Source organism: Pseudaeromonas sharmana, from assembly GCF_042649925.1.
In the GTDB taxonomy this organism is placed as follows: domain Bacteria; phylum Pseudomonadota; class Gammaproteobacteria; order Enterobacterales; family Aeromonadaceae; genus Pseudaeromonas; species Pseudaeromonas sharmana.
The window spans coordinates 576,836-590,200 of the sequence record NZ_JBHSAF010000014.1; the positions used below are offsets into that span (position 1 = coordinate 576,836).

Genomic DNA, 13,365 nt, shown 5'->3' on the forward strand with positions numbered 1-13,365 from the left:
TCAGCACGAGAACAGATAGGGACTCACCGCCAGCACACTGTCTATCTGCTGGCGGATATCGGGTTGCCATGGCGCTAATGGCGGGATCTCGGGCATCTGGATCCCGTCAGGTGACAAGGGCGGACTCGGTAGCACAGCCGCGTGTGCCCGCTCTTGCCCACCCGAATTTAAGCGGATCACCGGTGCAACCAGCGTTATGCCGTCATGGCTGATCCGCAGAAAACTGCGTCCGACTTTCAGAACCAGGCTCTTCCCCGCCTCCAGGCAGATCTCCCCTGCCGCTTGCAGTTGCAGATCTCCACCACCATTGACAGACACCTCGCGCCCACACTGCAGAACCAGTTGTTGATCGACACGCTGATGCCAGGCTCCGCCGGTATGCAGATGGCTGTTGCCGTCCACCCGCAGATGGGAATCCCCCGCCACGGCACTCCGGCTGTTGCCCGCAACATGCAGACTGTCATCTTCAGCAATCTGGCTGAGGCGACGGCGCCCGACAGCCAATTGCAGATCCCGCTCCGCTTTGAGTCTGATCTGTTCCTGCCCCGTCGCATCATCGAAACTGAGTTCGTTATAACCGTCACTTCGAAGAGAGTGGCTGCGCATTACGGTTCGGCTCTTGTTCTCCGGCAACGGATAGGGAAGCGGATGGGCACCATCGTATAGACAACCGGTAATCACCGGCCGATCCGCATCGCCATCGAGGAATTGCACCAACACCTCTTGCCCCACCCGAGGTAACGTCAGACTGCCAAACCCTGCCCCCGCCAGCGGCTGGACCACGCGTAGCCAGCAGGAGCTATGGTCATCGTAGTGGCCATGTTGGTCCCAATAGAACTGCACCTTGATGCGCCCCTGATCGTCACAGTAGATCTCCTCTCCTGGCGGCCCGACAACCCGCGCACTCTGTGGTCCGGCAATCACAGGACGGGTTAACGGCGCACTGAGGGCAAGCTGGTCGGCAGGCACGAAGGTAAAGCGATTGTGGTAGCTGGTCATGCCCTCATGCGGTTCTGCCTCCAATGCCGCCGCCTGCTGAGCTGTGTGCTCGATGCTGAGCAGTTGCCATGCTCGTTCACCATCACAATGACCCTGCACGGTATAGCTCAACCCGAGACGCATGCTGGCCAGCCCGGAGACACCCTGCAACTGGTTGGTCATCACCTGCCTAGACTGATGGTAGATGGCACAGCGTTGTTCAGCATGCTGCGGATCCTCAGCCAGACCGGGATAGATGAAGTGCAACCGCGTCGAGTCACAGACACCACGCTCCGCCTGCACTGGCGCGGTGGGCTGCAAATAATGGTAGTGTCGCAACCGCGTCAACTCGGTCGGTTGTAGCCAGTGTCGCGTCAAACCAGTGACAGACGCAGGATCCTGCCACGCTGCAGGATGGGGGTTGAAGGCCAGGCAGCCCGCATCCTGCAGCACCGACAATGAATTGGTAATCACCAGCGGACGGCGCGGATGGGTCCAGTCATAATAAAATACACACCCCTCTTCGCTGAGCAGACGCTGTAAAAATGCCAGATCGGTTTCGTGGTATTGCACGCAATATTCCCGCGGCCGCAGCATGCCGGACAGCACAAAACGTGCAGCGGGTAAATGATGTTCATCCAGCAGGATGCGCACAATCTGCCGGGCATCCTGCTGTTGAAAAATGCGGCAATTATCGCGCAATGCCAACCGGGCAAGAGGATCCACCACCTCCAGTCGCAAGCGGGCGAGATAGCGCCCCTCAGCAAGACGTTGCAGCGCGCGGATTTCCCCGCCCAGCTGTCGCTGGATCCGCCCCTGATGATGCATCTCCAGCCAGACTGACTTTCCAAGCCAATCGCTGATATCAGACACCGCTCGAGGGCCGGCAATTAACCACTCCCAACGCGTCGGCTGAGAAAGTCGCTCACACCCCGACAATGAGAGCAGTTGCCAGGCGTCTGCCGCTTGCCCGTCGACCGTCAAACGGAATGCTAACCCGGACACTCTGCTCATCCAGCCTCCACATGACCATTTGCCAGCAAGGCGCCGCCACAACTGACCGCACCGCCGGAGACCGCGATCGGCCGCCCATTGACGAGCACACTCGGCACACCATTTGCAATAATCCTGGCATGCAAAGGGTGTTTATGTTTGCGATGCGCAGCGAGCGCGTCACCCGCCCGGGCAACGGCAACCCCCATGATCAACACATCCACGCTGCCATCCATAACCCGGGTAGGCGGGTAACCGCTATGACCTAGTCCCCAATCACCTTTCCTGACAACAGCCGGCACAGGGTTACGCCTCCAACGGCGCTCGCCAGTCATCCGCGCCCGAGGTCCCGGCCGCCAGATGCTCCCAGTCAATACGCCGATAGGAGAGTGATACCTGCACTAGCTGGGTAAATTCCACCTTCGAGGGATCCTGGCAATGGGGCATCAGGCATTGAATATCCACGATGGTGGCATCGGTGAGTGCGGTGGTGAAAAAATGCTCCTGGCGCCCCTCTACCGAGGTACGGAACCAGCGCAGCACCACCTTGGGCAGCATTTCTCCCGCTGCCAGTGCGTTATACAACAAGGGCACGGCCTTGTTCAGCGCCACGGTGAAGCGAAACGGCCGATGCGATCGTTGACCTGCTGGTTGCCCTGATTGTGGATCCGTCGGGACGGTAACCGTATGTTCAAACGCCTGTACCAGCATTTCATCTTCATGGCCCTGCACATAGATGTTACCGACTGAGGCGGCAGAGAAGGCCCCTGCGGTAATGTTGCCCTGGCTCTTGCCCTGAATCGCGATATAACAAGGTGTTGGCATGTCCTGCTCCTGTCTGTTTGCATGTCAGACCGGATATACATAAACGATGCCAGTTAATAACTATCATGATTTCAATGCGTTGTGAAAAATCGTGGCACAATCAAGCCGATCTTTACCCTGGTCCGCGCTAAATAGCACAAGCCGCCAGACAACAAGACCCTTCTGGTGAAGGGTCTTGTCAGTGTTGCCTATTCTGGATATTGATCTGCCGCCGGGCGGTCATGCCGGGATGTTATCTGCGATGGCCACGATGATGGCCCGGTCCCGGATGCGGATGATAGTAGTCATTTTCATGATGATGCGGTTTTTGCCATGACGGCTTCCAGGGTTTGTGCGGTGCATGGTGCTCGTCACGCTCCGGATAGTAGTGACGCTTTCCGGCAGACTTGCCACTATCGCCCGTCTTGGCGCCGAGCACGGCACCCGCCGCGCCACCGATACCGGCCCCCAGCAACTGTCCATTTTCCCCGCCTACCTGCTGGCCTAATGCGGCACCACTCAAGGCGCCGATAGCGCCCCCTAAGGCCGCTTCGTTGCGGCGGCCATGCTTGGTCGTTGCGGCACTACCAACCGCACCACCGATGGCTGCGCCCGCCAACGCCCCCGTCTGGCCACCCATCTGTTGTCCGATAATGGTCCCGGCAACCCCCGCCGCTGCGCCCCCCAAGGCCGTATTCAAGTCCTGGCTCGCCAATGCCGGCATCGCGATCACTCCGGCGATCAACAACCAGGTTTTTCCTATCCTGTTCGGCATGATGTTGTGCTCCGTTAAATGGGATTTTTCCCGTCTCAACCGCAATCTAGCATGCGCATTGGTACTGAATAGTGGAATCGACAAGCGGTTTAGCCGGCGTTTAAAATCCTGCGCAGCACAATAGCTACCAGACAAAAATATGCTCGCCATGCGGAGCCTGACACGCTTTAAATGGCGCCACTCCGTATACACTGGTTGCTCCGGTTGACCTCTATTCTGGCCGCATGATGATTAACAGCCGCCTCTCCATCGTTTGGCGTAACCGCTGGCAACTGTTACTGCTTTTTTTACTGCCTTTTCTGCTGAGCAGTCTGCTGTTACCAGCTCTGACGCGTTTGGCCGTGAGTTTCGACCTCAACAGAAAAATGAGTATGCTGGTTGAGAATTTCCACGCCCGACGCGCAGAGCTGACGCAGAGTGCCCGTATGCTGTTGCCGCGGCTGCATTACGATTGCAGCGGTGGAGATATCCGCCTGCTGCGCTCACCGGAGAGTCATAACCTCTATATTCGCGTCATCGGTATCATGGGCAAGGATGGCAGTCGCTGCTCGTCAATTGGCCAGTCGTTATTTCCTCCGCTGCTTACCCAGCATCAACTCAGCGACGGCTTTCATATCACCACCACGGCCGCCGAATTTGATAGCCGTCAGGAGCTGGTGGTACTGCATAATCAGGACGGGAATCTGGTCTACTGGGTTTTGAATGGTGGTTGGTCCATGTCCATGCTGGCCAATGGAGACCGCACTCTGTTTCATGGCGTGATACACCATCTCGCATCCGGGCTGCACTCTCAGTTTGGCGATGCCAGCATCGAACGGGAACCCCATGCGCAGCGCCTGCGTTTTGAAGATCAACAGACCGGGGTCAGTATCGAACTCTGGGCTGGCGAACGGCTAATGAGACAGTGGCAGCAGCGTCTGTTCGAGTGGATCTTGCCATTGTCGCTGCTTTGTGGGCTGGGACTGGCGACACTGTACTGGCATTGGCGCAAACTGGCATACGCGATGCCACAGCGACTAAAAAAAGCCCTGCAACGCAGAGAGTTTACCCCTTACTACCAACCCATAGTCGATGCGGCAAAGCAGCAGGTCGTCGGTTACGAAGTGCTCATTCGCTGGCGGGAAAAGGGGCGTAAATGGGTTTCACCGTCTGAGTTCATCGATGCAGCGGAAGACAGCCAACTGATCATTCCGATCACCGAGCAGCTAATGGAGCAGGTATTGCAGGACCTGCCGTTACTCCCCCCCAAAACCTGGGTCAGCATCAATATCTCCGCCATTCATGTTGAAGGGGTTTTTCTTGAGACACTGCTGGCACGACTCCATTGGCCGCAACCGGAGCGCATCTGTTTTGAGCTGACAGAACGCAAACCGATACAGGATTTCAAGCAGGCGCTGCTACACCTCAGCGCGCTGATGGCGCGGGGATATGACTTCAAACTGGATGACTTTGGTACTGGATACGGTGGATTTGCCTATCTGCAACGCTTGAATATCCAGCAGATCAAGATTGACAAGATGTTTGTCGATCACCTGACCGAAGAGGGCTCGCAAACACTGCTGCATGGCATCATCTCGTTTGGTCATCAAACCACAATGCAGATGATCGCTGAAGGCGTCGAAAGCCCCGAGCAGGTCAGGCTGCTCGGGGAACTCGGAGTCCACCTGATACAGGGCTATGTCTTCGCCAGACCCATGCCCATAAATGAACTGCTAAAATGGCAACTGCCCAACAGCACGAACGTTGCGCACCCTCGTTCGTCAGTCACGCGCGGGTAGACGATAGCGTTCTACCTGTTGCTCGAGCCCTTGCGCCTCATCAGCCAGTGAACGACCGGCGATCGTCAACTCCTCAAGCACTTGTGCCGTCTCATCCACGGCATGACGGATGGCCAGCAAGGCTGCCGTCACCTGTTGTGAAACCTGACTTTGCTCCTCGGCGGAGGTGGCGATCAATTCGGTTCCCTGCATCAGGTTCTGCGTCTGACTGGCAATCCGGCTGAACTCCTGATTCGCCGAACCTGCTTCATTGGCCGCCACCTGCGCCTGATTAACCGCATAATTCATTCGGGATACGGCTTCATCGGTATTGTCTTGCAGGCGGCCAATCATGACCGCGATATCCTTGGTCGCCGTCTGGGTACGGCTGGCCAGCTGTCGCACTTCATCTGCTACCACCGCAAACCCCCGGCCATAGCTACCCGCGCGAGCCGCCTCAATGGCAGCATTGAGCGCCAGCAAGTTGGTCTGTTCGGAGATGCTATTGATCGCATCCACCACTTGAGAAATGGCTGACACCTGTTGCTTTACCGCGCCAATGCCCTCTGCACAGTGGTTCAATTCCACCGTCAGCGCCTGCATGGAGTGGATCGCGCGACCAACTTCCTGCTCCCCTTCGGTGACACTCTGTGCCGCATGACGGGTATCCCCGGCACACCGATTGGCCTGAACCGCCACCTCCTGCACTGAAGAGCTCATCTGTTCCATGGCCGACGCCAATTCGTTCAGGCGCCCTTGTTGCTCATGAATCGCCGCAGTGACCTGCAGGACACCACTGTCCATTTGCAATGAGGCCGCAGCAACCATCTGCGCACTGCTGCGCTGCTGGAACAGCAGGTGTGCCAGATGCTGACGGGTTTGTTCCAGTTCACGGTTGATAGCCGCGAACTCATCATTACCCCACACCGCAACCCCTTGATCGAGAATACGATCCGTAATCCGACGCAAGCTGCCGAGTGACAACCGCACCTGGTGGCTGACGCCCCGACCCACCAGTTGCACCAGCGTCATCATCGCCAGCGTGATGATCAACACCTGACCGAGGCTACTCCAGACATACTCTTCGAACGCCACATCTGCGGCATCCAGATACAGACCGGCCCCCAACACATAGTCCCCCACCGCAACCAGATAGGTCGCCTTGTTCTGTACTTCTCCGCTACCAGGTTTGATATAGCGGTAGTGAATCAGCCGTGGGGTGCCTGTGGCCGCCACATCGGCAAAAGATTCGGTGATATCACGTCCCGTCTCGGCCACCACAGTGGCGGGAGGCCGCTGCCCCAGCAATTCAGGTTTCGGTGGGTAGGCCACGAACCGGCCGGTTCGATCGGTCAAAAACAGGTAACCGGACTGATTTTCTCCCCAACGCGCCGCATCCAACAAGTTGCGGGCATAGGTCGCAAAGCCCTCGCCAGACTCGCGTCGTTGACTGGCGATCAAGAGAGCCGCATAGCTGTTAACCTGGTTCTGTAATCCCTCCTCCAGCGACAGCTGGACCGAGTCCTTGGCAGCCAGTGCATTGAATAATGCACCGCCAAGAAACAGCAGTAGCATCAACACGGCCAACAGATTCATCTTGGTGCCAAATTTAAAACGGCTGAACCAGGCAATTACCGTTGCAGGCTGGCGTTCTTGCTCGAATGAGGCTGCTGGTAACGACATTATACCATCCATCATGTAACCCATTTTTTATGGCCGTTATTGGCGGCGCGGATTGTATAAACAGCGAACCTCTAAATACAACACTCTTTTGATAAACTTATAAACAAGCCCTTCGTGACCGACTTTACGCCAGCGCTTATTAACCAACAAATAACAAAGAAAGTACAATTTGATTGAATATCATAGTGTCACTCTAAAAATACCCTAGGCACACGACAAGGCTCGCTCGAGACTTTATTTCCCCCGTTACAATACTGATACATTATTTCATATGCTTTGCTAACGCATGATGCTTGTTCAACCGCTTGTTACCCCGATTTATCAATGGTAAAAATGCAAAATGGTTGCATATAAATCATGATTGCAAAATCTGGCTCCATGCACAGCACCATCGAGATCTCTCGGCACCTAAATAGCAGTTTCAAATAGAAGATGACTCATGATGTTGTCCGGGCAGTGCAAACAGCGCCCCCAGGGCAGAAACAATACGGTAGTGTTCATGTGTATAGGTTCACAGCATGTCAACTGGTGCCTCCCGGTCAGTTGATTTATGAGCTGTTTTTTCCTGCGTCCCCCCGAGCGTGTCGCCAGCCGCTATCACACTCTGACGACCGCGCCAGCCAGCCCTCTCGCTTATATTCAGCTTCTGCGCCTATATTCTTGATGCACAATGGCATCGATAATCATGACGCAGTTTCATCCTGAATAGCCAGGCGCTATTCTCATCACACCGAGGGATGCGCATATATTCCTGCTTCGGTCTTTCATCTTGCTACTCCCGCTCATCCTTGCAGCAAGGATAATTTTATTTTCTGCGACCAAAGATGCAGTTCTCATTCATTTGTCTACCATGTTTCACAATATGTGAAATATGTGTCATTCATCGTTACACCTATTAGAGGCCGGCCGCAGATAGTGCTATTCAACATAGTGTTATCGGCATCTGCGACAGGAGCGAATATGTACAAGAATATTGTCTTGGCTTATGACGGCAGCCTGGACGGCCGTGAAGCGCTAAAACAGGGGGCCGAGATGGCAATTGCCTGCGGTGCACATGTCCAGTTGGTGGCCGTGATTGCCAATGCCGCCGATATAGCGCTCGCTGAGTCGGTCTACCCTTCTGGCGAATTATTGCAACATGAACACGAAGAGGTCAGTCAGGTATTACAGGACGGAGAATACGCCTTGCGCGACCAGGGCTTGAGCGTGACAGGGATAGTCCGTCGTGGACAACCGGTCGAGGAGATTGTGGCTCAGGCACGACGCTGTCAGGCGGATTTAATCGTCGTCGGTCATCGCGAGCAAAGTACTCTGGCCCGCTGGTGGCGTGGCTCTGTCGGTCAATCGCTGTTATCCGAGTCGCCTTGTAGCGTGTTGGTTTGCGTGATCCCCAAAACAGAGTAGCTATTCGGCTTTCGCCACTTCGCGCGCTGTGGTGGGTGACACACGCCCATGCAAGCTCAGGCCAGGGCGACGAACTTGACCGCAGCCTGTTTCCGGCTATTGCTAATAAGGTTCCCTATCTCATTAAACAGGAGTTCTCGTCATGTCAGAGTTGAAACTTCTTGGTATTGCCGGCAGTTTGCGCACCCGCTCGACCAACAAAGGATTACTCAGAGCCGCCCAATCGCTACTGCCAGCGGACACAGTGCTTGAGCTGGCGGATCTGTCTGATATCCCGTTTTACAATGCCGACGTGACCACTCCGCCGCCCTCAGTGCAGCGGGTATTTTCGCAGCTGGCGCAGGCGGATGGGTTGCTGCTCGCCTGCCCGGAATACAACTACTCCATGGCACCAGCACTGAAGAACATTCTTGACTGGGCCTCCCGCGAGCCGGACAACCGGTTACTCGCCGGCAAGGCCGTCGCCATTATGGGCGCAGGTGGCGGCATGGGGACATCCAGGGCCCAGTATCATCTGCGTCAGGTCTGTGTCTTTCTCGACTTGCATCCGTTGAATAAGCCGGAATTTTTCGCAAACGCCTTTACCGGGGGCTTTGATGACCAGGGCAACCTTATCGATGAGACCTTGCGCGAGGCTCTGCGCAATCAGCTGCAAGCCTTGGCCGTATGGGTTCGACAACTACAAAAATAACCAGCGCCACGCAGGCTGATATGTCAGCAACGTCAAGACAACCCTTGCTGCAGAGGGCATTGGCAATCTGCGGCAAGCCGCTCTACTGATAGCGTACGCCGTTAAATTCCAACCAACCGTCGGGGTGCTGTCCCTCCTTATCACGATGCGTCCAGAGCAAGACGCCGCCTTGTTCATTCCAGCTATACTCGCCAGCGGCTGAAATCTGATTGCCATATTCCAAACCCGGGACGCGTGGAGCCAAATCCAGGTTATGCGCAACCTGTAGCGTCATGCCATTACCCACTTCGATGAGAAAGCGCTGATGCCGTGGTCGATTCTCGTGATCCGGCAACAGTTTGATGACCCGGCCGGTCACCGCGACCTGGACGTGCTGCTGACGCTTCTGGTAGGCCTCCAGCAACCGCTGTTCATCCTTCTTGGCCAACTGACGCCAGGGCGCATTCTGGGCCGCCACCACCGCCTGCTGCCGAATCCACTTAACACCTATGCAACCTAAAGCCATCAGCGCGACAACCGCAACGACGTAGACCACTTTTCTATTCATAAACACTCCTCGTTATCGGCATCATATTACCTGAATACAGCAGCGGACATGCGTTGCCATGCGCTTTTCTACGTAATCTCTGTTTATTGTCACCTGATAACGGTGATACGAGTTCAGGCTGCAATTTATTTACCGACAACACAGAAATAGCCGTTCTGAGTTGTCGTGCGCGGCATTAGCACCAAGAATAATGGCACCTCCACCCAATGCAGACCTTATTGTGACCCCATCCTGCAAGACGCAGCTACCGCATGTCGCCATATTGATCTACCCGGGAATATCACCTTTCCATTTCGCGGTGCCGTACGCCTTATTCAATACGCCGCTCGATGGCGAGCGCCTATTCCATCTCGCACTGCTATCGACTACAGGGAGTGACATTCAAGCCGGCCCGGCCGTTTCCATTCATGCGGATGGGACATTTGAACAGCTCGCTCAGTACGACATGGTGATTATTCCTGGTTGGGCTGATATTTCGGTGGCGCCAACACCCGCATTGACTGCCGTATTACAACAGGCACATGCCAATGGCACGCATCTGGTTGGACTCTGTTATGGCGCCTATGCCTTAGCGTATGCCGGCTTGCTTGACGCACGCTCAGCTACGACTCACTGGCTGGCTAGCGATGATTTCCTGCGACGGTTTCCCGGCGTAAAGCTGAATAGTCATGCGCTGTATATAGAAACGGATAACCTCACCACCTCGGCAGGCACCGCCGCGGCGCTGGATTGCTGCCTGAATCTGGTACGACGATACCATGGCAGCCATGTTGCCAATCAATTGGCACGCCTGATGGTGGTATCCCCACACCGCGAGGGGGATCAGGCACAGTTTATTCAGCAACCCGTGGCCACAACGACTCAAGATAGCCGCATCAATCAATTGCTGGATTATTTACACCAGCATTTGGCTTCTTCGCAGCGAATAGATCATCTGGCGGCGCGTTGTGCCATGAGTCGGCGAAGTTTTACACGCCATTTTTTTATGGCGACCGGAAAGAGTCTGACAACATGGCTAATTGATGCGCGGCTGCAACAAAGTTGTACTCTGCTGGAGAACAGTCACATGTCAATTGATGAGATCGCCGAATGCGTCGGCTTTGCCAATACGCGCCTGTTTCGTCATCACTTCAAACTACGCTTTTCACTCAGCCCGCAAGCCTGGCGGCAAACTTTTCGTGCGACAGAATAGGCCGGTGTTAATTGACAAAAACTAGCATGCGCTAAATAGCCGAGCCTAATAGCGCTGCATCGACAAGGAAACACGCTGACATGCCGTAAACCCATCCATGAAGGCTCCACAGTGCTATCCCTGGCGTAAAGGGTCAGCTTAGCGCTACCGCAGTCAATGTCGTGAATGGTCTACTATTCGGAACAGCTATTTAGCTAACACCAACATCCAATCCCATGACACTACAACGCTGTATATACATAACGGGAGAAATTGCGCCTATCAGCGCTTAGTCAACGTGATCACAAATATATGTCGCGTCGCTCATAGAATATCCAAACGCCGGAATCTATTATTGAGTTGTTCGCCAAAACGCCATAGAATCAAAAACTGTTTAAGTATCCTAGCCGGCCTGATACGAATCAGGTTTCGATAATTGATAATACCAAGGAAATATCATGTCTGATTTTATCAAGGTCCTGCTGAACATTCGCAGCCTCAAAGCCGTCGCTAAAGATTTGACGCTGGAACAACTCGAAGAAGGTCTGGCTAAACTGACGTCTGTCATTGACGAGTTGCGCCAGCAAAAAGAGCAGGAACAACAAGCTCGTGAAGCCCACGCCGAGAAAGTCCGTCAGTACATCGCCATGATGAAGGCTGATGGCATTGATGTCACCGAGTTAATGGGCACGGTTGAAGCTCCGGTCGCAACCGGCGCCAGCAAACGTGCTCCGCGTCCGGCAAAATACCGCTACACCGACGAGAATGGTGAAGAGCGCACCTGGACCGGCCAAGGCCGTCAGCCATCGCCGATCCGTCGCGCTATCGAAGAACAAGGCAAGAAGCTCGAAGATTTCCTGATTTAATTTCGAACTTCTGTTTTTCAATCCCGAAACGGTGCCCCTGTTTCGGGATTTTTTATGCGCACTCCAGCTCGTCCCTGCAATAAACGGCGCCATCGTTGCTGACGCCTAAAGCGCCATAATTCGGCGTAGTGCAACCAGGCACACAACACACAACCATTCGAATACGGCGATGATATACGCCACCGTAGCCATTTATCGTCGATGGTCAACCAGCATCGTTCATGACATCGGCAATAGGCGCAGAAGAACAGCGCATGCTCAGCCTGATGCTGTGCCGAAAAGGCCAGTGCGATCAGAAACTGACCGCCAGTCCAATAGAATAACCTGATGTGTTTTCACCAAACATATATCGGCCAACCAGCCTGGTCCGCGTAATCCAAATATCATACTTGCTGCTATCTACCTCAACACCAAGACCAAGTGAATTAAGCGCATTGAATCCCAGCAGGCCGCGTTGCGTACCAAAATACTCAGTTCTGGCACCTTCCAGCACATAGCGTAATGGGCGCGATAACAGTTCAAGACCGGTTGGGGCTCGGCGTCGCAGGTAGAGACCGAGATTTTCCGCGTTGGCCTCTCCCTTTACAACGGTACTGGTACTACCAAAACTCTGCAGGTGAATATAGGAATACCGCATTTCTACATCGATATCCTGTTTATCCGAGTAAGATTCGTAATCCAGCATCAGAGCGCCACCCAAGCCAAAGGTATTGAGGCGTCCACTATCCAAAAAACTGCTATCCGTCGTGCGATACTGGTCAAAAATCCAGTCGGCAATCCTGATATCGCTTGCAACAGTGCCAAGCGCGACATTAACAATCGGACGCAACACCCAATCGGAATAGACGCGCATATCCCAGCCCAGCCCTCCTGATACGGACAGCGTATTCCAGCGTGTCGGTATCTCTACACCCTCACCCTCGTCTCTTATCAAAAAGCTTGGATCGTAACGGCTGAAACCAACATTACCTTCCAGATAGATCGGATATTCATCGTCAAGCGTTGCGCCACCGCCAAATTGTGAGAGTAACAAATCGGTTTTCCCTGAGCTGTTATCATTGATGCTCAGATTGCTGGCCGTAATATCCGGTGTCACGGTAAATGTCATCAATGAGATGGCAGCATTAGCCTGTTTTTGGAGAATGGATTCGCTGGCATATCCACTGTGGGATAGCAACAACATCAGCACGGGTAGCCAGAGCCGCCTTCTATGTCGCACCATAGGCCCCTCATGGTGAAAAGATAAAAGCGCTTTAATACTAATACCAATATGCGATAAGCGATAAGCAATAAGCGGTGCATGCCCGCGACAAACCATGGAGGAACCTGCTTCCAGGTCATTCAGGTAAGCCTGTACCGCCCGGAAAGTACAAGCCCGCCACCGCGGAAATATTCTCCGCGCCAGGTTAGCCGCTTGTTCAAAATCGATAGCGGGCCATCACCCGGACATTCTTGCGTTGGAGCCTGTAACGCAACAAACAGCTTTTACTTGTCGGCCTGATACAAGCTAATTATTGCGCTGATTATCGCTGTATTGAAAATACGTTACCTCACTACTAGCAGTTCGCGTTACCTCCGGCTGCTAGTCCCTGGCTTGCCGTGCTGCTGAATCTGCACTGGATTAGCGCAGATATACTCCTTTGAGTCAGATTACTGTTCCAAGGGGTAATATCTGTTTATAACATGTGTACTGTCG

At 54.3% G+C, this 13,365-nt stretch carries 12 protein-coding genes; 5 read left to right on the top strand and 7 right to left on the bottom strand.

Annotated elements, in window-relative coordinates:
* The 4 genes from ACFOSS_RS12350 to ACFOSS_RS12365 all read right to left on the bottom strand — a co-directional run bounded on the left by ACFOSS_RS12350 (position 1) and on the right by ACFOSS_RS12365 (position 3,550).
* Positions 1-1,992: a type VI secretion system Vgr family protein gene (locus ACFOSS_RS12350; RefSeq protein ID WP_377152930.1), complete on the bottom strand. Its 1,992-nt coding sequence runs from the start codon at positions 1,990-1,992 to the stop codon at positions 1-3.
* Positions 1,989-2,306: a PAAR domain-containing protein gene (locus ACFOSS_RS12355; protein ID WP_377152933.1), complete on the bottom strand. Its 318-nt coding sequence runs from the start codon at positions 2,304-2,306 to the stop codon at positions 1,989-1,991. The genes ACFOSS_RS12350 and ACFOSS_RS12355 overlap by 4 nt, the downstream gene beginning before the upstream one ends.
* Positions 2,278-2,796, bottom strand: coding sequence for an Hcp family type VI secretion system effector (locus tag ACFOSS_RS12360; RefSeq protein ID WP_377152935.1), 519 nt, complete (start codon positions 2,794-2,796; stop codon positions 2,278-2,280). The genes ACFOSS_RS12355 and ACFOSS_RS12360 overlap by 29 nt, the downstream gene beginning before the upstream one ends.
* A 232-nt stretch (positions 2,797-3,028) precedes the next feature.
* The gene (locus tag ACFOSS_RS12365) at positions 3,029-3,550 is read right to left on the bottom strand and encodes a glycine zipper 2TM domain-containing protein (RefSeq protein WP_377152937.1); all 522 of its coding nucleotides are present in this window, start codon (positions 3,548-3,550) and stop codon (positions 3,029-3,031) included.
* Positions 3,551-3,921: 371 nt separating this feature from the next.
* Here ACFOSS_RS12365 and ACFOSS_RS12370 point away from each other — a divergent pair, with 371 nt between their 5' ends.
* The gene (locus ACFOSS_RS12370) at positions 3,922-5,328 is read left to right on the top strand and encodes an EAL domain-containing protein (RefSeq protein ID WP_377152939.1); all 1,407 of its coding nucleotides are present in this window, start codon (positions 3,922-3,924) and stop codon (positions 5,326-5,328) included.
* Here the strand turns inward: ACFOSS_RS12370 and ACFOSS_RS12375 are convergent.
* Positions 5,311-6,990, bottom strand: coding sequence for a methyl-accepting chemotaxis protein (locus tag ACFOSS_RS12375; protein ID WP_377152941.1), 1,680 nt, complete (start codon positions 6,988-6,990; stop codon positions 5,311-5,313). The genes ACFOSS_RS12370 and ACFOSS_RS12375 overlap by 18 nt on opposite strands.
* A gap of 960 nt (positions 6,991-7,950) precedes the next feature.
* Between ACFOSS_RS12375 and ACFOSS_RS12380 the strand changes: the two genes are divergently transcribed.
* Positions 7,951-8,394 carry a universal stress protein gene (locus tag ACFOSS_RS12380; RefSeq protein WP_377152943.1) on the top strand — a complete coding sequence of 148 codons (444 nt, stop codon included), beginning with the start codon at positions 7,951-7,953 and terminating at the stop codon, positions 8,392-8,394.
* A 142-nt stretch (positions 8,395-8,536) separates the two neighbouring features.
* Entirely contained in the window at positions 8,537-9,085 is a 549-nt protein-coding gene (locus tag ACFOSS_RS12385) for an NADPH-dependent FMN reductase (RefSeq protein ID WP_377152945.1), read from the top strand.
* 82 nt (positions 9,086-9,167) lie between these two features.
* Here ACFOSS_RS12385 and ACFOSS_RS12390 read toward each other — a convergent pair whose 3' ends face one another.
* Positions 9,168-9,632, bottom strand: a complete 465-nt coding sequence (locus ACFOSS_RS12390; RefSeq protein ID WP_377152947.1) for a DUF3465 domain-containing protein — start codon at positions 9,630-9,632, stop codon at positions 9,168-9,170.
* A 220-nt stretch (positions 9,633-9,852) separates the two neighbouring features.
* On the opposite strand from ACFOSS_RS12390, the gene ACFOSS_RS12395 reads away from it, so the two are divergent.
* Positions 9,853-10,824, top strand: a complete 972-nt coding sequence (locus ACFOSS_RS12395; RefSeq protein ID WP_377152949.1) for a GlxA family transcriptional regulator — start codon at positions 9,853-9,855, stop codon at positions 10,822-10,824.
* A 437-nt stretch (positions 10,825-11,261) separates the two neighbouring features.
* On the top strand, positions 11,262-11,669 hold the full coding sequence (locus ACFOSS_RS12400; protein WP_377152951.1) for an H-NS family histone-like protein: 408 nt from the start codon (positions 11,262-11,264) through the stop codon (positions 11,667-11,669).
* Positions 11,670-11,961: 292 nt separating this feature from the next.
* Here the strand turns inward: ACFOSS_RS12400 and ACFOSS_RS12405 are convergent, their stop codons facing one another.
* A complete protein-coding gene (locus ACFOSS_RS12405; protein ID WP_377152953.1) occupies positions 11,962-12,891 on the bottom strand; it encodes a hypothetical protein in 930 nt (309 codons plus the stop codon).
* Between the last annotated feature and the right edge of the window lie 474 nt (positions 12,892-13,365).